The following is a 20,350-nucleotide window of genomic DNA, read 5'->3' as shown; positions in this document are numbered from 1 at the left end:
CGGCCGGGCGATCAGGGAGCGATCAGGACGGTCTTGCCGGGCAGCCGCCCGGCGGCGGCATCCTCATGCACCGCACTCGACTCGATCGCCGGGCGGCGGGCGGCGACGTGGATCCGGAGCCGGCCGTCATCGACCCTGGCGACCAGCTCGGCCAGCTGGGCGGCGTCGCTGCGGACGAACAGGTTCGCGGCACGCACCGACCGGGCGGGTTCCTCGGGAATCGGGCCGGCCGTGCTGGCGGCGACCCCGCCGTCGGCGACGTAGCGCGACAGCCGCGCGAGCTCGTCCGGGGTGACGCGCACCAGGTTCAGCAGGACGTGGAACGGACCACCCACGGCGGCCGGGCCCTCGGCGAGATCGAGGTGGCCGACGACCCGGGCCGCGCCGTAGCTCCGCAGGCGCTCGGCGTGGCGCGGACCGGCCGCCGCGGTCACCTGCGCTCCCGCGTCGACGGCGAGCTGTACCGCGAGGCCACCCACCGCACCCCCCGCCCCGTTGACCAGGACGGTCTGCCCGGGCTTCAGCTCGGCGAGCTCGAACAACGTCTGCCAGGCCGACAGGCCGGTCAGGGGCAGCGCCGCGGCGTCGACCAGCTCGATCGTCCGGGGCGCCGCGACCAGGGATTCGGCCGGGGCGAGCACATACTCGGCGGACGCGCCGGTGGCGTTGAGGGGCAGCATCGCCACGACCCGGTCACCGACCTCCAGGCCCGTCACCTCCGCGCCGAGTTCGGCGACGGTGCCCGCCAGATCGATCCCGGGCACATGCGGGAGGGCGACCGGGATCATCTCGGCCAGGACACCGGCGCGGATGTGATCGTCGACCGGGTTGAACGATGTGGCCGCCACCCGCACCAGCACCTGCCCGGTGCCGGGGGCCGGACGCTCGATGTCCTCGTAGCGCAGGACCTCGCTGCCGCCGAAGCCGTGGTAACGCACTGCCTTCATGGCACTTTCCTCCAGTGTGTATGCACATATCAACGCAGGGGCCCAACCATTTTCACTTGCCCAGGCAACTCAGAAAGTACCCCGCAAGAGTTGCCCAGGCAAGTCATTCGAGTTGCCCAGGCAAGTACGATGGGTCTCATGGACACTCAGTCACCCTGGCTCGACGACGATCAGCAAGACGTGTGGCAGGCGCTGCTCACCGTCGTCATCGCACTCCCGGCGGCCCTCGACCGTCAGCTGCAACGAGATGCCGGCATCTCCAACTTCGAATACGGCGTTCTGGCCCGGCTGTCCATGAGCGACGAGGCCACGATGCGACTCAGCGACCTGGCCCGGGAATGCGACAGCACCCAGCCCCGCCTGTCGAAGGTGATGGACCGCTTCGAGGCCCGGGACTGGGTCGCCCGCCGACCCGATCCCACCGACGGCCGGTACACCCTCGCCACCCTGACCGACGCCGGACGGCAGAAGGTCGTCGCGAGCGCACCGGAACACGTCGCGCAGGTGAAGCGACTCGTGTTCGACCCCCTCAGCGCCGCTCAACGCCGCCACCTCGGCACCGCGCTCACCCGCATCGCCGCCACCGTGCGCCGGGAACTCGAAGGAGAGGGCCGATGACCATCGCCGCACTCGTGGGAACCCCCGTCGTCGACCAGATCTCGGAGCGCGATCCGGACCTGGTCTCCTCAGCTGGCAGCCGGACGTGGTCGGTGTGCGGCCGCAACTTCGTGGTGGCGGTCACCGAGCTCGAAGCGGATGACCGCCTCACCGAGCACGACCTGCCCGACGAGTACATGCTGCTCGTCCAGGACGACACGGTGGTGGGCGTGGAGCACAGCGGTCGGGCACATGTGTCCGTGTCCGAGCCCGCCCTCGTCGTCGTACCGGCCGGCACGAGCACTGTGCACGCGGCGTCGCCGACGACGGTGGTACGGGTGTTCACCGCCCGGTGCGACGAGCAGATGAGGCGGGCCGCCAACCATGCCGCCGGGGCCGACCCCCGGGCCGCACCGCTGCCGGAGCCCACCGAGGCCGGCGGTGACGGGATCCGGATACATCGCCTGCGAGACATACCCGAGGAGGAGGGACGCCTCGGCCGGATCTTCCGGACGGCGTCGCTGATGGTGAACTGGTTTCCGGTGCACGAGGGGCCGCGCGACACCGAACGGCTCTCGCCGCATTCCCACGAGGACTTCGAGCAGATGTCGGTGACCCTCGTCGGGAGCTACGCCCATCACCTCCGGGTTCCGTGGACCGGCCGGATGAGCGAGTGGCGCGACGATGAGCACGTCCGGGTCGGCAGTCCCTCGATGACACTGATCCCGCCGACCGTCGTGCACACCACCCGGGCCGTGGGCGCGGGCCCGCATACGCTCATCGACGTCTTCGCCCCGCCGCGCGAGGACTTCCTCGCGAAGGGCTGGGTGCTCAACGCCGGCGAGTACCAGGGAACCCAGCGGTGACGGGCGACGCGTTCCCCCGGCTCGGAGCCTGGGTCAAGCTCCCCGCACCGGAGAGCGTCGAACTGCTCGCACTCGCCGGGTTCGACTTCGTCGTGATCGACGCCGAGCACGGCGCGATCGACAGCCGCACGGCGTCGACCATGATCGGGCTGGCCCGTGGCTGTGGGATCGCGCCCTTCGTCCGGGTCGCCGGCACCGCCCCACGCGACGTCCAGGTCCCGCTCGACGCGGGTGCGGCCGGCCTGTTCGTCCCGCAGGTCGATGACGCCTCCCGGGCGCGGGACGCCGTACGGGCGACACGGTTCCCGCCGCTCGGACGACGCGGGGCCAGCACCTCCGGACGGGCCGGCCGGTGGGGGCTCGAGGCCCTCGGCGACTACCTGCGCTCCGGCAATGACGAGGTCCGCCTCGTCGTCCAGGCCGAGAGCGCCGGAGCTCTCTCCGCGATCGTCGAGATCGGTGAAGTCACCGGCGTCGACGCGGTCTTCATCGGCCCGACCGATCTCGCGGTCTCCAGCCGGCTCCGGGAGGGGGACGGCAGGCTGGCGGACCTCGTCGCGGCGGCCGAACAACGCTGTGCCGACCACCGCATCACCCTGGGGACCACGGCCGCGGGCAACGCGGCGGAATTGCTGGACCGCCGCGGGTACGACTTCCTCGTCCTGGGGGCCGACACCACGATGCTGCGCCAGGGCGCACACACGTTGGTGAGCGGTGTACGCACCGCCGCGACGGAGGCCGGCCGATGACCGCCGGCGGCACTCCGGCCGTGGGTGGTCCGGCCCTCGCCCTCGTGCACACCGATCTGTCGATGCTGGTGACGGCGCTGTGGTTCGAGATCGACCACGGTGATGGCTCGGCGGCTTCCGGCTTCTTCACCGCCGACGCCGAACTGACCTTCTCGCGCCGGACCTTCCGCGGCACCGACGAGATCAACGGCGTGTACGGCGACCGCGCCGCACGCGGACCACGGGTCTCGCGCCACCTGATGTCCAACTTCCACGTCCTGCGTCACGAGACCGATCTCGTCGAGGCCGTGTCCGCCCTGGTGCTCTACGCGCAGGACGGCGAGCCACCCATCCCGACGACCGTTCCGGTGCTGGTCGCCGACGTGTTCGACCGCTTCGTCCGGGCCGGCGAGCCGGACGGGGAGGCTCGCCGGTGGCTCATCGCCTCCCGCCGGATCGAGAACCGCTTCCTCATGCCGGGTGACGTCCTCGCTGTTCCCACCGAATAAGGAGACCGATGTCCCACCAGCGGCACCCGGGAGATTTCCCCCTGCCGACCACTCGAGGCGATCTGCCGATCGTCGACTCCCACCTGTTCGACGACCTGCTCCCCCCGGAGGCGGCCCACGAGCTGACCGCCGGCCTGCGCCGCCATCTCGACCCCTACGTCGGCATCACCGACAACGGCACGCCGCGCCAGGGGCTCTACCGCCTCGACGGCGCGGGAACCTCCCAGAACGCCGCCGTCGTGGCGGCCCGCGCCTACCTCGACGGACTGGCGCCCCACCAGAGGGTGGTCGCGGCCCTGCCCATGGACGCCCCGGAGTGGCGGCTGTGGACCAACGCGATCCCGACCTGGCACCCGAAGGGCATGCGCCTGGAACGGCTCGCCGACAGCGACCGCGACCGCGCGCTCGCCGTCATCGAGGCGAGTCTCAGCCCGGCCGGCTACGCCCAGGTACGAGCGGTGATGGCGCTCAACGCGAACCTGGGCGAGCTCATCGACGACTACCGGGACACCCTCACGGAGTTCGCCTACTGGTTCACCGTCTTCGGGACTCCCGCGGGCGACTCCCCGTGGGGATGGCAGCTGATGGGCCACCACGTGGACCTGCACTGTGTCTTCGTCGGCGGGCAGGTGGTTCTGGCCCCCGTATTCCTCGGTGCCGAGCCGACGACCGGGACGGGGCGGTTCGAGGGCGTCCACGCCCTCGGCGACGAGACCGAGGTCGCCCTGGCGTTCCGCCGCACCCTGGACCCGGGCCGGGAGGACGAGTTCCTGATGGGGCCGTCGCTGCGCCCGGAGGACCTTCCGCCCGAGCTGGCCGGACCGTGGAACGGGCGGCATCTGGCCGGCGCGGGCAGTGACAACCTCGTTCTGCCTCCCGAGGGGATCGTCGCGGCGAGCCTGCCGGCCGACCAGCGTGACGGTCTGGTGGAGCTGATCCGGGTCTACCTCGACCGCCTCCCGCCGGCCCAGGCCGAACGCACCCTGGCGCTCGTCCGTGAGCACTTCGACGAGACGCGGTTCGCCTGGCGCGGCGGCCACGACGACGAGTGCGCCTTCTACTACCGGATCCACTCACCCGTGCTCCTGGTCGAGTACGACAACCATCCCGGTGTCTTCCTCACCAACCCCGAGCCCGCCCGCTTCCACGTCCACACCATCGTGCGGGCGCCCAACGGCAACGACTACGGACGCGATCTGCTCGCCCAGCACTACCGGCTTCACCACGGCGGGCATGGAGCCGGCTGACCTGTCGCACGACGAGGCGGTGCCCCGGGAGCGGGGGAGCTCCCGGGGCACCGCCTCATCGCGCACGTGCCGTCGGCGGCATGCCCGCGAACCTCGTCCTACACCATCACGGACACCGTGCCCCGGATGCCGAACAGCGACTTCCCGTAGATCTCGGCGGCCACTTCGGGGTTGAGGACGGCGTGCCGGCTCCCGGTCTCGATGTCGCGCCAGATGCGCTGCAGCGGGTTGGACTCGCCGAAGCTCGAAGCCCCCTGGGCCGAGCACACGATGCGGACCGCCTCCCGCGCGTGGACCGCCGCCATTCCCGCGTCCATCCGCATCCGTGCCCTGGCGTCGTAGTCGGGGAACACCCCGGCCCGTGCGGCCTCGTCGATGTCGGCGGCCGCACGGTAGGCGTGCAGTTGGGCGGAGTCGGCGAGCGACGCCGCGCGCGCGGCGGCGAGCTGGACGGTGGGTGCCTCGGCCTGGGAGGTGTAGCCCGTCAGGGTCAACGCTCGCCCCGGGGCCCGCTCCACCAGGAGATCCACAGCGGCCGCGGCCAGCCCCAGCTGGGGCCCGGTCAGCACGAGCGCGGCGGTCGGCACGAACGGCCCCCGGTAGAGCGCCTCGTCGGTGAAGGGCGTGGCGTAGCGGCCCTCGATGGCGTCGGGGACGGAGTGGAAGCGGTGTGCGGGTACGAAGAGGTCCTCGCCGACGAGCGTGTTCGACGCGGTCCCGCGCATCCCCGCCACGAACCAGGTGTCCTCGATGGTCAGCTCCGACATCGGCGCGAGCACGATGCCGACGCCGTCCGACGTGCCCTCGGCGTCCGGCCGGGTGACCCCGAGGACCGCCCAGTCGGCGTGGGCGCACCCGGACGCGGGGGCCCAGCGCCCGCTGACCCGGTACCCGCCCTCGACCACGCGCGCGGTACCCGAGGGGGTCACGACACCGGCGACCCGGGCGTGGGGGGTGTGGGCCCAGACGTCGTCCTGGGCCTGGGCCGGGAAGAGCCCGACGAACCACGCGTTGGCGTTGAGCAGTGAGGTCAGCCAGGCGGTGGAGCCGCAGGCGCGCCCGACCTCGCGGCTGACCTCCAGCAGGGTGCGGTGGTCGGTCTGCAGACCGCCGTAACGGGCGGGCCGCATCAGCGCGAGCAGACCGGCCTCGGCCAGGGCGTCGATGTTCTCGGCGGGCACTCCGCGCTCGCGGTCGGTCGGATCGGCGTTGCGGGAGAGCAGTGGCCGCAGTGTGGCGGCGCGCTCGACGAGGTCGGCCCGCAGCTTGCGCGCGGCGTCGGTGGTGCGGGGAACGTCCAGGGTGATGGTCATCGTCGTCACTTCGGTGTCAGGGATCATGCGGGGTACGGGTCAGCTCGCGACAGCGAGCGGGGCGTGGGTGCCGAAGATCCGGCGCGCGTAGATCAGCGGGGCCGTGGAGGTCGACTCGGCCTCCTCGAGGCACACGAGGAGCAGGACGTGGTCACCGCCGTCCACATGGCGTTCGACGCGTCCCGCCGTCCAGCCGGCGGACTCGGGCAGGTGGGGGAGTCCGGCGCGGACGGTCCAGGTGACGCCGTCGAACTTCGAGCCCGGTCCCCGGTGCCGGCGGGCGAACGCCGACGCCAGCTCGTGCTGGTGGGCGCCGAGGATGTTCACCCCCACCCGGTCACCCGGCTGGAGGTGGGCCAGCAGCCCCGAGGCGCGGTCGAGGGCGAAGCTCACCAGCGGAGGGTCGAGCGAGAGCGAGGCGAAGCTCGACACGGTGCTGCCGTGCGGCCGCCCGTCGGCGGTCGTCGCCGTGACCACCGTGACCGGGGCACACACCCCGCTCATCAGCTCGGTAAAGGTCTCTCGGTCGATCATCGTGGGCCTCCCGTTGGGCTGGAATCCGGCTGTCGGGATGCGCGGCCCGGTGGGGCACCGCGTCCGACCTCACGAAGTCAACTCCGGCCACGCGGCGGCCGCTTGGTCTGCCGGCCCAGGATTCCGGTCTCCCGTTGGTCTGCCGGGCCGGTCCGCGACCGGTACCCCGGGCTCACCGCTCGACGTCGCGCGGCAGGAGCACCGCGTCCCCCAGTTCCTCGGCGAGTGCCAGGGCGGTGTGGAGGGCGAAGCGGCGGTCGTCGAGGTCGTGTCCCAGCACCTCCTGGGCCCGCTTCACGCGGTAGGTCACGGTCCCCCTGGCCACGTGCAGGCGCCGGGCGACATCCACGAGGCTGCGCTCGGCGCCGAGGTAGTGGTACAGCGTGGTCCGCAGTGCCTCCATCGGCGCGCCGCCGGCGGCGAGCGCGCCGAGTTCACGTCGTACGAAGTCACCGGCCGCGTCGAGATCGGTGGCCAACAGCGCGATGGCGGCGACGTCGGCGTAGGCGGTCGCGTACCTCGGAACCCGTCCGGCCTCGTGGCGCAGTCGCTCGACCCGCTCCCCGCGCTGGGCCTCGCGGTGAGAGCGGCGGAAGCCCGCGACGCCGGAACCCGGGGTCCCGAGCGCCGCCCGCATCCGCTGCCGGGACAGTGTCTCCGTGATGGTCTCCCAGGAACCGGTCGGGTGCGTCCCGTCCGGAGGTACGGTGCCCCACGCCCACAACCGGCCCGAGGCCACGGGGATGACCAGCGTCGTGGTGGCGCCACGGGCGCGGAGCACCTCGATCGCCGCCGCCTGCAGCGTGGAGCCGCCCTTCGGCGCGTCCGACCACACCACCACCGCTTCGTGGGTCCGCCGCAGGTTGTAGCCGAGGACACTTGACGCCTCGCCGACGTCCGTCGCCGCGGCATCACTCAGCAGGGAGCGTACGAGGTCGGCCCGTGCCGCGGCCGCGCTGGTGCTCCACACCTCGTGTTCCACGAGGTAGGTGCGGATCATGGTGTCGGAAAGGTCATCGACGTAGGAGAACAGCTCGCGGGAGATCGCCGTGACCTCGTCGACCGCCTCCTCCGGGTCGGCCAGCTCGGCACAGGCCCGCAGGAACGCCTCGGTCGTTGCCGCGTGCCCGACCCGGACGCCGTGCAACACCCGCTCGAGCGGTATGGCCCGGTGAACGAACTCGCGGATGCCCTCCAGGATCGCCTCACCGGTGGGCGGGGCGGCCGCCGGGCCTTCCACCAGAGTGAACAGCGCCCGCAGGGTGGTCGCTTCATTGCCCCGGCGGAGCATCTCGACCGCGGCCGGACTACCGCCGAGGACCGGCACCTCGCCGACGATCCGCCGCAGGACCACGGAGTTCAGCTCGATCGCCCAGCGCACGGGGTCCGCACCGACGCGCGCGACGGCGTCCTCGACGGTCGCGCGCGGGCTCGCCGCCCGGTCGAGGCCGACCTCACCCCGCGGACCCAGCCGCGCGATCCAGTCCCGCCGTACCCGCCGATCGTTCTCGCTCACATCGCCATACTCGGTCCAACCCGAGGGGCTGATCAACTGGGGATTGCCGAGGCATCGTTCGGCAGAACCGAACGATGCCCCGGCAGTGTCCGGATCCGCGCGATCAGCCGCGCCGAGCCCCGGTGCCGGTGGTGGTCATTCCGGGCCACTCTGCCAGGTGACGCGCATCGCCTCCGGCCCCCGGACGTGCGGCCGTTCCTTCCACGTGATGTCGCGGACGGTCAGCTCCGGGACCCTGGTGAGCAGCACCCGCAGTCCCTCCTGGAGGTCGACGCGCCCGAGCTGGGCGCCGACGCAGTAGTGCGCGCCATGACCGAAGCTGAGGTGTCCACCGGGTGGCCGGGTGAAGTCGATCGCGTCGGGGTCCTCGAATCGGGCCGGGTCGTGGTTGGCCGACTCATTGGCGACGGTCAGGCCCTCGCCCGCGCGCACCAGCGTGCCGCCGACCTCGACATCCTCCCGTGCGTAGCGGACGAACAGGCCGGCACCGGCGGAGGCGTTGTAGCGCAGCAGTTCCTCGACCGCCGCCGGCAGCTCGGCCGGATTCGCACGCAGCCGGTTCCAGAGCGCACGGTCGCCCCGCGTGAGAACGTAGACGCAGTTCGGAATCTGGGTGGTGATCGCCTCGAATCCGGCCAGCAGCAGGCCGACGACCATGTCGATCAGCTCGGTGTCGGTGAGCCGGTCCTCCTCCTCCCGGGCCTGGATCATCGCCGACATCAGGTCGTCGCGGGGGCGGGCCCGACGCTCGGCGATGAGCTGCTCGGTGCAGGCGCGCAGGGCACCGAACCGCCGCATCATGTCCTCGGGGCCGACGGTGCTGCCGGGCAGCAGCGCCGTGCTGGTCGACTCGAACGCCTCCCGGTCCGAGGCGGGCACGCCGATCAGGTCGCAGATGGACAGCACGATGATCTGCTGCGCGTAGTCCGTCACGATGTCCATGCCCGGCCCGGCGCTCATCGCCGACGACAGCAGAGCGTCCGCCGCCGCGCGCACCGTCGGGCGCTGCGCCTCGATGCGGGATTTGCCGAGGGCTTTGAGCAGCAGCGTGCGCAGCCGGGTGTGTTCGGGGGCATCCAGGGTGATCAGCCCGGCCAGGTCCGTCGCCTCGTCCTGGCGCGGGTAGTCCCGGCCGACGGACATCGCGCGGCTGAACCGCGGATCGCCCAGCACCAGCCGGGCGTCCTCGTAGCGGGTGACCAGCCAGGTGGGTTCACCGTAGGCGAGCCGCACCCGGAGCAGCCCCTCGCGCTGCCGCAGCTCCCGGAACCGCTCGTTGACCTCGATGCCGCGGCCGTCGTCGAAGGGGAAGTGCTCCAGCGCCTCTGCGGCGTCGGGAAGATCGGGAAGGGGCGTCATGCGGGCTGCACCTCCGTCAGCCAGTCGTGCAGGTTCGCTGAGATCAGGTCGGCGTGCTGGGACAGGATGGTGAAGTGATCGCCCGGCAGCTTGCGCACGCGGTGCGCCCGTTCGGCCGGGAACGGGTGGTCCTCCGAGCTGGTGGCCATACCCGCGACGACCTCGCTGGCGAGCAGGTGCAGGACCGGCGCCGCCAGCGGGCCGGGCTGCCAGCCGCTGAAGATCCTGCTGTAGCCGCCCATCGCCGCGATCTGGCCGCTGGTGGTCACCGTCCGGTCCGGACGGTCGAGCGACATGCCCATGAGGTCGCGTCGTCGGATCTGCTCGCGCATGAACTCGCTGCGGGTCTCGGTCTGGTCCATCTCCTCCTCCGGCAGGTACGAGTCCAGCAGCAGCACCGCGGTGACGGGGACGCCGGTCCGCTCCAGGTGCGCGGCCAGGTCGTGCGCCAGCCAGCCGCCCGAGGAGTAGCCCGCGATGATCAACGGGGTGCCGGCCAGCTCACGGCGCAGCGGTTTCGCCAGCATCCGCATCAGGGCGGCACGGTCGGCGGGCAGCGGAGCCTCACCCGCGAATCCGGGCGACCACAGCGACCACACGTCGGACGCGGGGTCCAGCCCGGTGTGCAGGTACGAGTAGGGCAGGTCCAGGTTGGGGAAGATCGGCGGGGTGAGGCCGACGATCGTGGGGCCACCCGTGCCCGCCCCCACCTTGCGCAGTTCGGCGAGATCGCGCGGATCGTCCTGGTCGAACGTGTCGCGGGTCTCGGAGGCCGCGCGGGCCAGGCGGAGGGCGACGTTGATCCGGCCGGTGCGGATCGCCCGGATGTAGAACGAGGCCAGGCTGCCGTCGCTCTCGTCGGCGTTCTCGGGCGCCGGGTCCACCGGCCCGGTGCCGGACTCCGGGACCTCGTTCCCGGACCGGGCGGTCCCCACGATCTCGTCGAGCGTGCCCTCCTCGGCGCGGGCGGCCAGCTTTTCCAGCACGCGCTCGGTGAGATCGACCACCGTGGGATAGTTCAGTACGTCGGCGAGTTCGATCTCCACACCGGCACCGGTGGTGAGGCGGTTGCGCAGATCCTCCGCGCCCAGCGAGTCCATCCCGAGATCGCGGAACGTGTCCTCGGCGTCGACCTCGTCATCCGGCCCGTTGCCCAGCGCCCGGTCCAGGCACGCACGAACCAGCGTCTCCACGTGGCGCGTGCGCTCCTGCTCGGGCAGTGCCCACAGCAGAGCCGCGGGCGAGCGCCGATCGGGTTCGCGCGTCCCCGGGTCGTCGGAGAGCAGCACCGGCATGGTCCACTCGCGCTCGATCCAGTACCGGCTGCGCTGGAAGGCGTAGCCGGGCAACGGGATACGCCGCGCACCGGCCCCGGCCAGGACGACGCGCCAGTCCACCGCCGCGCCCATCACATACGCGCGGCCCAGCGCGCGCACGATCGCCGCAGAACCGGTCAGCGCGCTCTCCGTCTCCTCCGGCACCGCCAGCACGGCGGCACCGTCGGACAGCGCGGCGGCCATGGCCGCGGTGTCCCCACCGAACACGAGCAGCAGCCGATGACCGTCGGCCCGCAACTCGCGGGCGGCCACGTCGGATTCGGCGGCCGGCACCGTGCGGTAGTCGTCCTCGGCCGGACGCTCCCGCAGCCAACGGCCGGTGTCAGCGCACAGCACCGGCACACCGGGCGCGAGGGGCGGGACATCCACGACGTCGGGTTCAACGCCCGCGGGACACCCGGCCGCGATCCGCAGCGCCGAGGACAGGGACAGCCACCCGACCGCCCAGGACGCGGCCAGCAGGCCGGATCCGTGTCCCGCCAACGCCGCCGGGCGCACCCCGGACGCGCACCACACTCGTGTCACGCCGGTCAGCACGGCCAGCGTGGCCGGGACCAACACGTCCGGCCGGTCCAGTGGTGGTGCGTCCGGGTCGCCGCGAAGCACATCCGCCAGAGACCAGCCGACCAGCTTGGCCAGCACCGCCGCACTTTCGGAGAGGTGCTCGGCGAACGGCTCGGCCTCGGCGTACTGCGTGGCCAACGCGCGCACCACGGCCGGGGCGCACTCGTGTGGGTACAGGAACGCGGTGGTGCCGTTCCGCACGGCGGTGCCGGAGACCGCCACCGTGGCGCTCCCGGTGTCGTTCCGGCCCGTGCTCAGCGCGGTCAGGCCCGCGGCGAGGTCGGCCGGGCGGGAGCCGAACACCACCGCGCGGTGCGGCAGATGCGCCCGGGTGGTGGCCAGCGACCACGACAGGTCCAGCAGATCCGGGCGCGCCCGGTCGAGGTGCTCGTGCAGCGCGGCCGCCTGCGCGGACAGCGCCTGTTCGGTCCTGCCCGACAGGGTCCAGGCCAGCAGTGGCGGGACGGTCCGGTCGCCGGGCCCGGTGTCCGGGTCGGGCTCCGGGTCCTCCAGGATCACGTGCGCGTTGGTGCCGCCGACTCCGAACGCGGACACGCCCGCCCGCCGGGGACGCCCGTCGCGTGGCCACGGGACCGCGCCGGTGAGCACCTCGACCCCGCCCCGCGCCCAGTCGACCCGGGGGGTCACCGTGCCGACGTGCAGGGTCCTGGGCAGCGTGCTGTGCCGCATGGCCAGCACCATCTTCACCACACCGGCGACTCCGGCCGCGGCCTGGGTGTGGGCGAGGTTCGACTTCACCGAGCCGACCAGCAGCGGCGGCCGGTCGCCGCGGTGGCGGCCGTACCCGGCCAACAGCGCCTGCGCCTCGATCGGGTCGCCGAGCGCGGTGCCCGCGCCGTGCGCCTCCACCGCGTCAACGTCCGCGGGCGACAGCCGGGCCGAAGCGAGCGCGTCGGCGATCACCTGCTGCTGCGCGGTTCCGTTCGGGGCGGTCAGCCCGGAGGAGGTGCCATCGGAGTTGATCGCCGATCCGCGCAGCAACGCGAGCACCGGGTGGTGGTTGCGACGTGCGTCGGAAAGCCTCTCCAGCACCAGCATCCCGGCGCCCTCGCCCCACGCGGTGCCGTCGGCGGCCGAGGAGAAGGGCTTGCACCGCCCGTCCGGCGCCAGACCGCGCTGCTGGGCGTAGTCGATGAACAGCAGCGGGCTGGACAGGATGGTCACCCCGCCCGCGAGCGCCAGGGCGCACTCGCCCGCGCGCAGCGACTGCACGGCCAGGTGGATCCCGACCAGGGACGAGGAACAGGCGGTGTCCACCGTGAGTACGGGCCCCTGCAGGCCGAACACATACGCCAGCCGACCGGAGGTCACGCTGCCCGCGTTGCCGATGGAGAGCTGGCCCAGCATGTCCTCGGGCATCTCGCGGACCGCCGTGGCGTAGTCCGCGTTGGACAGTCCGAGGAACACGCCGGTGCGGCTGCCGCGCAGCCCGGCCGGATCGATACCGGCGGACTCCAGCGCCTGCCAGGTGACCTCCAGCGCGATCCGCTGCTGCGGGTCCATGCCGAGCGCCTCGCGCGGCGAAATGCCGAAGAACTGGGGGTCGAAGTCGGCCGCGTCGTCGAGGAAGGCACCGTGCCGAACGTAGGAGCGGCCCGGCGTGCCCGGTTCCGGGTGGTAGATCTGGTCTTCGGTCCAGCCGCGGCCGGCCGGGAACCCGGTGATCACGTCCCGCTCCCCGGCGAGCAGTTCCCACAGCTGCTCCGGCGAGTCGACCCCACCGCCGAACCGGCAGCCCATGCCGACCACGGCCACCGGGTCGTCGACGGGGTTCTCCAGCTCCCGTAACCGTTCCCGGGTGCGGTGGAGTTCCGCGGTGACCCGCTGGAAGTACTTGACGAGCTTCGGATCCTCGCCCACGGCTTTCGGTTCCTCTCCGGTCGGCCGGGCGGTCCCGGCTGCTGACTCACGCATCGCCGAGTTCCCGGTCCACGAAGGCGTAGAGCTGGTCCAGGGAGGCCGCGCTCAGCTCGTCCGCCCCGAGCTCCTCGTCCGGCTCGCCGTCCAGCGCGCGCAGCGCCGCCCACAGTTGTCCGCGCAGCGCGTCGCGCTGCGCGTGCTCGCCGGCCAGCGCCTCCTCGACCGCCTGCGCGAGTGCGGAGAGCTGATCCGGGCCGCGCTCGGCGGGGCCGTCCGCCAGTTCCTCCGCGCCGGCGGCGTCCGGCGCGACCTCCGTACCGAGGTGCGCCGCGAGGACGGCCGGAGTGGGGTGGTCGAACACCAAGGTGGCGGGCAGGTTCAGACCCGTGGCGGTGTTGAGCCGGTTGCGCAGCTCGACCGAACTCAGCGAGTCGAATCCGAGGTCTCCGAACGGGCCGTCCGCGGGCACCCCGTCCGCGGACGGGTAGCCGAGCACGGCCGCGATGTGCCCACGCACCAGGTTGAGGAGCTGCCGGTCCCGTTCGGTGGGGCTCAGCCCACCCAGCCTGCGGGCCAGGTCCGCCGGGGACTCGGTGGGCGCGGCGGACCGCGCGGAGCCCCGGCGGCGGGCCGGGCGGACCAGATCGCGCAGCAGCGGCGGGATGCCCTCCTCTCCCAGGCCGGCCACGGTGGCCAGATCCAGCCCGATGGGCACCAGGTGGACCCGGTCCGAGCCGGTCGCGGTGTCCCAGAGGGCCAGGCCCTGCGCGACGGTCAGCGCGCGGATCCCGGTGCGGTCCATGCGGGCCCGGTCCGCGGCGGCGAGCCCGCCGCCCATCCCGTCGGCCGTGCTGGTTTCGGCGTCCGGCGCCCACAGGCCCCAGCCCAGCGAGCGGGCCGGGAGCCCGGCGGCGGCCCGCTGGTTCATCAGCGCGTCCAGGAAGGCGTTCGCCGCGGCGTAAGCCCCCTGGCCCGCGGTGCCGAACACGCCGGCGGCGGAGGAGAAACACGTGAACCCGACGAGATCGAGCTCCCGGGTCAACTCATGCAGGTGCCAGGCTCCGTCGACCTTCGGCGCCAGTACGTTCTCCAGTTGCCCGTCGGTCAGCGACTCCACCAAGCCGTCGTCCAGCACACCGGCCGCATGGACCACGGCGGTGAGCGGGTGCGCCGCGGGCACCTCGGCCAGCACCCGGGCCACGTCGTCCCGCCGGGCGACATCGCCGCGCGCCAGCTCGGCGTGCGCGCCGAGCCGGCCGAGTTCGGCGACCAGCTCCGCGGCGCCGGGGCTCTCCGCGCCACGGCGCGAGAGGAGCAGCAGCCTGCGGGCGCCCCGGCTCGCCAGATGCCGGGCCAGTGTGCGGCCCAGCGACCCGAGCCCACCGGTGATCAGCACGGTGCCGTCGGGATCGGGCGTGCGGGCGGCCGAGCCGCCGTCGCTATCCGCCGAGCCGCCGTCGCTCTCCGCCGGACCGCCGTCGCTCTCCGCCGGACCGTCGTCGCGGTGCAGCCGGGGCACCAGCAACTCGCCCGCGCGCAGCGCCACCTGGGGCTCACGGGCCGCGGCCGCGACGGCGACCGCGTCGCGTAAAGCGGTGTCGGCCGGCTCGTCGACGTCGACCAGCAGGAGGCGACCCGGGTACTCGTTCTGTGCCGAGCGAGCCAGCCCGTGGGCCGCGGACAGCGCCAGGTCGGGTTCGTCGCCCGCACACACGCCGAGCGCGCGCTCGGTGCGGACGACCAGCAGCGAACCGGCGAACCGCTGGTCGGTGAGCCACCCTCGCAGATACCCGGTCAGCTCGGTGAGCGCGGCGCGGACCCGTGCGGTGACGTCGTCCCCGGCGGGACGGGCCGGGCGCAGCACCACCACCGGCGGTACCGGGTCCGCCGCGTCCGCCAGCGACGCGAGGTCGAGCCCACCGACCCCGGGGTCGTGCCACCCACCGGAATCGTCCACAGTGGATGGGCGGCGCACGGGCACCCAGTCCTGCGCGAGCAGTTCCGCGCCGTCCTCGGCCGGTCCCAGCAGGTAGGACTCATCGGCGGGCAGCGGCCGGAACACCAGGGAGTCCACCGTGGCCACGGTGGCACCGGACTCGTCCGCCAGCGTGATCGCCACATCACCGTTCCCGCCGGTGGCGTGCACCCGCACCATCGAGGCTCCGGCCCGGAACAGCGACAGCCCCGAATACGAGAACGGCATCGAGCCGTTGCCCTCGTCGATTCCGTCCAGCTGCGGGCCGAGACCGACCGCGTGCAGTGCCGCGTCCAGCAGCGCCGGATGCAGGCTGTAGCGCTTCGCGTCCCCCGCCGCCTCGGCGGGCAGGGCGACCTCGGCGAACATCTCCGAGCTCCCGTCGGGGTGGTCGCGTTGCCAGAGGGTCCGCAGGCCCCGGAACGCGCCCTCGTAGCGGAAGTGCCTGCCCTCCACCACCTCGTCATAGACGTCCGCGACCGGGATCTCCCGCACATCACGCGGCGGCCAGTGCGCGAGGGGCGTGTCCGGCGTCGCGGTGCGGATGCCCAGGTAGCCGAAGGCGTGTGACCGCCATGGGCCCGGCTCGGCCCGGCCCACGCCCTCCGGCCGGGAGTACACCCGCACCGGGCGGCGGCCGCTCTCCTCGGTGTTGCCCACCACCACCTGCACCGACACCCCGCCGTGCTCCGGCAGGACCAGCGGTGCCTCGACGGTCAGCTGTTCGAGCAGGTCGCAGCCGACCTGCTCGCCCGCGGCCAGCGCCAGTTCCACGAAGCCGGTGCCGGCCAGCAGGGGGATGCCGCGCACCTGGTGGCCCCCCAGCCAGGAGTGCGACTGGAGGGACAGTCTGCCGGTGAGCAGCACGCCGTCGCCCTCGGCCGCGGACAGCACGGCGCCCATCAGCGGGTGGCCCACCGGGAGCAGCCCGGTGGAACGCAGGTTCAGCCCATTCCCGTCCGGCACCAGCCAGTACCTCTCATGCTGGAACGCGTAGCCGGGCAGGTCCGCCGTCCTGGCGGGGGCGGCGGGCAGCACGGCGGGCCAGTCCACCTCCACGCCTTGCGTGTGCAGCGCGCCGAGGGCGAGCAGCACGTCCTTGGTCTCGTCACGATCGGCCCCGCGCAGGGTGGGCACCGTCGCCTCGTCCGGCCCGGCATCCCGCCCGGCCAGCGCGGAGAGCACCGCGCCCGGTCCCAGTTCGAGCAGGACGCGTGCACCGGCCGCCCGTGCGGTGCGCAGTCCGTCGTGGAACCGCACCGCCTGCCGGACGTGCGCGGTCCAGTACGCCGGCGAGCGCAACTGCTCCGCCGTGGCCGGCTCGCCGGTGAGGTTGGAGATCACCGGGATTTCCGGATCGTGCGCCGTCAACCCGGCCAGCACCGTGCCGAACTCGGCCAGCATCGGCTCCATCAGCGGCGAGTGGAACGCGTGGCTGACCCGCAGCCGCCGGGTCCGCCGTCCCCGGCCCGCCCAGTCGGCCTCCAGCTCCGTGATGTCCTCGACCGCGCCGGAGACGACCACCGTGTCCGAGGCGTTCACCGCCGCGACGGAGACCCGCCCCGCGCGCTCCGCCAGCCAGGGGGCCAGGTCCTGCTCGGTGCCCAGCACGGACAGCATCGCGCCGCCCTCGGGCAGCGCGGCCATCAGACGGCCTCTGGCGGCCACCAGCCGGACCGCGTCCGGCAGCGACCACACCCCGGCCACGTGCGCCGCGCTGATCTCCCCGATCGAATGTCCCAGCAGCAGGTCCGGGCGCACACCCCAGGAGCGCATCAGCCGGAACAGCGCGACCTCCACCGCGAACAGGGCGGCCTGGGCGTAGTCGGTGCGGTCGAGCAGGTCCGGTTCGTCCTCGAGTACGGTCCGCAGCGGACTCGCCAGCTCCTGGTCGAACAGCCCGCACACCTCGTCGAACGCCTCGGCGAACACCGGGAAGGAGGCGGCGAGCTGCCGCCCCATGCCGGGCCACTGCGCGCCCTGGCCGGTGAACAGCACGCACACCCCGCCGCCGGCCGCGGTGCCCACCGCCACATCGGGCACCAGGCCGGTGTCGAGGTGGCCGCGCAGCGCGGAGGTGAGTTCGGCCCGGTCCCGGCCGGGCACTGCCAGCCGGTGGCGGAAGTGGGTGCGGCGGGTGGCCAACGCGTGCGCCAGCCCCTCGGCGGAGGGAGCGTCGCCGGACTCGGCGAAGGCCAGCAGCCGGGTCGCCTGTGCGCGCAGCGCGTCCTCGGTCCGGCCCGACACCGTCCACACCAGACCGGCGGACGGTACGCCGGGCTCCGGCGCCTCCGGCCCGGCGGGCTGTTCCAGCACGACATGGGCGTTGGTGCCGCTGATCCCGAAGGAGGAGACGGCGGCGCGGCGCGCTCGACCGGTCTCCGGCCAGAGCATCGCGTTGGCGAGCACGCTGACCCCGTCCACTCCCCAGGCCACCTTCGGGGTGGGGCTGTCCACGTGCAGCGTCTTCGGCGCGAGACCGTACCGCATCGCCATGATCATCTTGATGATGCCGGCCACACCGGCCGCGGCCTGCGTATGCCCGATGTTGGACTTCAGCGAGCCCAGCAGCAGCGGCCGGCCGGGCGGCCGGTTCCGGCCGTAGGTCGCCACCAGCGCGGTGCCCTCCACCGGGTCGCCGAGCGGGGTGCCGGTGCCGTGCGCCTCGACCACGTCGACGTCCTGGGCGGACAGTCCGGCGTCGGCGAGCGCGGTCCGGATCACCTCCTGCTGGGCGGTGCCGTTGGGTGCGGAGAGCCCGTTGCTGGTGCCGTCGGAGTTGACCGCCGAGCCGCGCAGCACCGCGAGCACCTGGTGGCCGTTGAGCCGCGCGTCGGACAGCCGCTCCAGTACCAGCAGACCCGCCCCCTCGGCCCAGATCGAGCCGTTCGCCCCGGCCGCGAACGCCTTGATCCGAGCGTCCCGGGAGGTGACGCCCTGGCCGCAGAACTCGACGAACGTCTCCGGAGTGCTCAGTACTGTCACACCGCCCGCCAGCGCGATCGGGCACTCGCCGGCGCGCAGTGCCCGCATCGCCAGGTGGGTGGCGACCAGGGAGGACGAGCAGGCGGTGTCCACGGTGAGGGCCGGGCCGTGGAAGCCGAAGGCGTAGCTGATCCGGCCCGAGATCACGCTCATGGTGTTGCCGGTGATGCCGTACTGGGAGAACTGGTCGGTGCCCTGCCAGAGCATCTCGTAGTCGTTGCTGGACGCGCCGACGAAAACCCCGGCCCGCTCGCCCACCAGCGAGTCCGGCAGGATGCCCGCGGACTCCAATGCCTCCCAGGCCAGCTCCAGCACCAACCGCTGCTGCGGGTCCATCACCAGCGCCTCGCGCGGGGAGATCCCGAAGAACGCGGGGTCGAAATCGCCCGCCCCGCTGAGGAAGCCGCCCTCGCGCACATAGGACCGCCGCGCCTGCTGGGAGTCCGGATCGGTGTCGTAGAGCTCCTCGATCGGCCAGTGCCGGTCCCCGGGGAAAGGCGAAATGGCGTCCGTGCCCGCGGCCACCAGGTCCCACAGCTGGGCGGGCGAGGCCACGTCGCCGGGCAGCCGGCACGACATGCCGATCACCGCGATCGGCTCGCCGGACTGCTCGGTCGCCTCACGCAACTGCTCCCGGGTGCGTAACAGATCGGCGGTGACCCTTTTCAGATATTGCCGGAGCGTGCTGACTTCATCGGGCATGAACGACTCCCTGCGACGGATGCGTGGTCAGAGTTGGAAGGTGATCCGTTCGGTGTCGAGTCCGCGGACGACCACGTGCCGGCGATAGCTCAGTGAGTCCTCGTGCACATGGAAGCCGCGCAGCCGGTGAGCCAGCTCACCGAACACGATCTCCGCCTCCAACCGGGCCAGGCTGCTGCCGAGGCAGTAGTGCGCACCGGCGCCGAAGGCGAGGTTCATCGCGGCCGGCTTCCGGTCCGCGATGAACCGACCCGCGCTCGGGTGCACCCGCTCGTCCCGGTTGCCGGACGCGAGGACCAGGGTGACCACCGAGCCCTCGGGGATGTCGATGCCGTTGATCCGGTCGGACCGCAGCGCGAAACGGCCGGTCAGCATGATCGGGCAGTCGTAGCGCAGCGCCTCGCCGACCACGTCGCCGACGATCGCCGGGTCCTGCCGGAGCAGCTGGAACTGCTCCGGGTGGCGCGACATCGCGAGCAGGCCGTTGCTGATCAGGTTCGTGGTGGACTCGTGGGCCGCGGTGAACACGGTCACCACGACGTTCGTCACCTCACGCCGGCTCAGCCCGCGCCCGTCCTCCTGCGTGGAGAGCAGACTGGAGATGAGGTCCTCGCCGGGGTCGCGGCGGCGCTTGTGGATGAGGTTCGCGAAGTAGCCGTGCAGTTCGGTGGTGGTGCGGATGATGCGGACGAGTTCCTCTTGGTCGAACATCGCGGCGGAGTGGAAGCTGGCCACCAGCGTGGGCAGCTCCGTGGACAGCGCCATGTCGCTGGACCACTCCCGCAGCATCGGGATGTCCTCGCGCGGGATGCCCAGGAGAGTCGCGATGACCCGCAGCGAGAGCACCGAGGCCAGGTCCCGCACACCGTCGAACTCGCCGTCGGCCAGGCAGTCGCGGAGCAGTTCGTCCACGATCTCGCGAATCCACGGCTCGAAGCGCGCGGTGATCCGTGGCGTGAATGCCTTGCTGACCAGGTTCCGCTGCCGCCCGTGTGCGGGATCGTCCATGAAGAAGATCGAGTTGAGCACCGGCTCGTCGCCGCGGTCGCCGAAGAGTTCCCGCATCCCCGGCGCGTTGAACGTGTCACTTCCCATGGTCTGGTGGCTCTTGAGCACCGCCATACAGTCGGCGTGGTCGCTCAGCAGCAGGGAACCGTCCGACGTCCACATCGGACCTTGCTCTCGCCACCGCTCGAACAGCGGGTAGGGGTTCGCGAGCACCTCCCGGTCGAGCAGGGCGTGCAGCGGGTTGTCGAGCACGGTGGCCGGTGGGCGGCTCGGCGCTGACAT

General features: G+C 72.7%; 13 protein-coding genes. 5 read left to right on the top strand and 8 right to left on the bottom strand.

Annotation, left to right across the window (positions count from 1 at the left end; all coding sequences use genetic code 11):
• Positions 1-11: 11 nt before the first annotated feature.
• Positions 12-947, bottom strand: a complete 936-nt coding sequence (locus JK364_RS01975) for an NADP-dependent oxidoreductase (protein WP_201846828.1) — start codon at positions 945-947, stop codon at positions 12-14.
• A gap of 138 nt (positions 948-1,085) precedes the next feature.
• Between JK364_RS01975 and JK364_RS01970 the strand changes: the two genes are divergently transcribed.
• Genes JK364_RS01970 through JK364_RS01950 form a run of 5 tightly spaced genes read left to right on the top strand, consistent with a single transcriptional unit; the run spans position 1,086 to position 4,894 of the window.
• Positions 1,086-1,565: a MarR family winged helix-turn-helix transcriptional regulator gene (locus JK364_RS01970; protein ID WP_201846825.1), complete on the top strand. Its 480-nt coding sequence runs from the start codon at positions 1,086-1,088 to the stop codon at positions 1,563-1,565.
• Positions 1,562-2,410: a cupin domain-containing protein gene (locus tag JK364_RS01965; protein WP_201846823.1), complete on the top strand. Its 849-nt coding sequence runs from the start codon at positions 1,562-1,564 to the stop codon at positions 2,408-2,410. The genes JK364_RS01970 and JK364_RS01965 overlap by 4 nt, the downstream gene beginning before the upstream one ends.
• Positions 2,407-3,159 carry an HpcH/HpaI aldolase family protein gene (locus JK364_RS01960; protein ID WP_201846821.1) on the top strand — a complete coding sequence of 251 codons (753 nt, stop codon included), beginning with the start codon at positions 2,407-2,409 and terminating at the stop codon, positions 3,157-3,159. Before JK364_RS01965 ends, JK364_RS01960 begins: the two co-directional genes overlap by 4 nt.
• Positions 3,156-3,647, top strand: a complete 492-nt coding sequence (locus JK364_RS01955) for a nuclear transport factor 2 family protein (RefSeq protein WP_201846819.1) — start codon at positions 3,156-3,158, stop codon at positions 3,645-3,647. The genes JK364_RS01960 and JK364_RS01955 overlap by 4 nt, the downstream gene beginning before the upstream one ends.
• An 8-nt stretch (positions 3,648-3,655) precedes the next feature.
• The gene (locus JK364_RS01950; RefSeq protein ID WP_201846817.1) at positions 3,656-4,894 is read left to right on the top strand and encodes a DUF3500 domain-containing protein; all 1,239 of its coding nucleotides are present in this window, start codon (positions 3,656-3,658) and stop codon (positions 4,892-4,894) included.
• 98 nt (positions 4,895-4,992) lie between these two features.
• Here the strand turns inward: JK364_RS01950 and JK364_RS01945 are convergent, their stop codons facing one another.
• From JK364_RS01945 to JK364_RS01915, 7 genes are all read right to left on the bottom strand, one after another.
• Positions 4,993-6,234, bottom strand: coding sequence for an acyl-CoA dehydrogenase family protein (locus tag JK364_RS01945; protein ID WP_230991265.1), 1,242 nt, complete (start codon positions 6,232-6,234; stop codon positions 4,993-4,995).
• A gap of 12 nt (positions 6,235-6,246) precedes the next feature.
• Entirely contained in the window at positions 6,247-6,741 is a 495-nt protein-coding gene (locus JK364_RS01940; protein ID WP_201846815.1) for a flavin reductase family protein, read from the bottom strand.
• 172 nt (positions 6,742-6,913) lie between these two features.
• Entirely contained in the window at positions 6,914-8,257 is a 1,344-nt protein-coding gene (locus tag JK364_RS01935) for a PucR family transcriptional regulator (protein WP_201846813.1), read from the bottom strand.
• A 135-nt stretch (positions 8,258-8,392) separates the two neighbouring features.
• Positions 8,393-9,616 (bottom strand): cytochrome P450, encoded by a 1,224-nt coding sequence (locus JK364_RS01930; protein WP_201846811.1) that lies wholly within the window; start codon positions 9,614-9,616, stop codon positions 8,393-8,395.
• A complete protein-coding gene (locus tag JK364_RS01925; protein WP_201846809.1) occupies positions 9,613-13,452 on the bottom strand; it encodes a type I polyketide synthase in 3,840 nt (1,279 codons plus the stop codon). Before JK364_RS01925 ends, JK364_RS01930 begins: the two co-directional genes overlap by 4 nt.
• Entirely contained in the window at positions 13,445-19,060 is a 5,616-nt protein-coding gene (locus JK364_RS01920) for a type I polyketide synthase (protein WP_201846807.1), read from the bottom strand. The genes JK364_RS01925 and JK364_RS01920 overlap by 8 nt, the downstream gene beginning before the upstream one ends.
• Before the next feature lie 27 nt (positions 19,061-19,087).
• Positions 19,088-20,350, bottom strand: a complete 1,263-nt coding sequence (locus JK364_RS01915; protein ID WP_201846805.1) for a cytochrome P450 — start codon at positions 20,348-20,350, stop codon at positions 19,088-19,090.

It is taken from the genome of Streptomyces endocoffeicus (assembly GCF_016741935.1).
GTDB classification, from domain to species: Bacteria; Actinomycetota; Actinomycetes; order Streptomycetales; family Streptomycetaceae; genus Streptomyces; species Streptomyces endocoffeicus.
The sequence above is the reverse complement of the archived record's forward strand: the minus strand, read 5'-3'. Positions and strand labels throughout refer to the sequence as shown.

Coding starts and splice junctions, on each gene's coding strand:
- JK364_RS01930 (WP_201846811.1), bottom strand. CDS start 9,616: ATGACGCCCCTTCCCGATCTTCCCGACGCCGCAGAGGCGCTGGAGCAC.
- JK364_RS01945 (WP_230991265.1), bottom strand. CDS start 6,234: ATGATCCCTGACACCGAAGTGACGACGATGACCATCACCCTGGACGTT.
- JK364_RS01965 (WP_201846823.1), top strand. CDS start 1,562: ATGACCATCGCCGCACTCGTGGGAACCCCCGTCGTCGACCAGATCTCG.
- JK364_RS01915 (WP_201846805.1), bottom strand. CDS start 20,350: ATGTCAGCGCCGAGCCGCCCACCGGCCACCGTGCTCGACAACCCGCTG.
- JK364_RS01950 (WP_201846817.1), top strand. CDS start 3,656: ATGTCCCACCAGCGGCACCCGGGAGATTTCCCCCTGCCGACCACTCGA.
- JK364_RS01925 (WP_201846809.1), bottom strand. CDS start 13,452: ATGCGTGAGTCAGCAGCCGGGACCGCCCGGCCGACCGGAGAGGAACCG.
- JK364_RS01975 (WP_201846828.1), bottom strand. CDS start 947: ATGAAGGCAGTGCGTTACCACGGCTTCGGCGGCAGCGAGGTCCTGCGC.
- JK364_RS01920 (WP_201846807.1), bottom strand. CDS start 19,060: ATGCCCGATGAAGTCAGCACGCTCCGGCAATATCTGAAAAGGGTCACC.
- JK364_RS01940 (WP_201846815.1), bottom strand. CDS start 6,741: ATGATCGACCGAGAGACCTTTACCGAGCTGATGAGCGGGGTGTGTGCC.
- JK364_RS01955 (WP_201846819.1), top strand. CDS start 3,156: ATGACCGCCGGCGGCACTCCGGCCGTGGGTGGTCCGGCCCTCGCCCTC.
- JK364_RS01970 (WP_201846825.1), top strand. CDS start 1,086: ATGGACACTCAGTCACCCTGGCTCGACGACGATCAGCAAGACGTGTGG.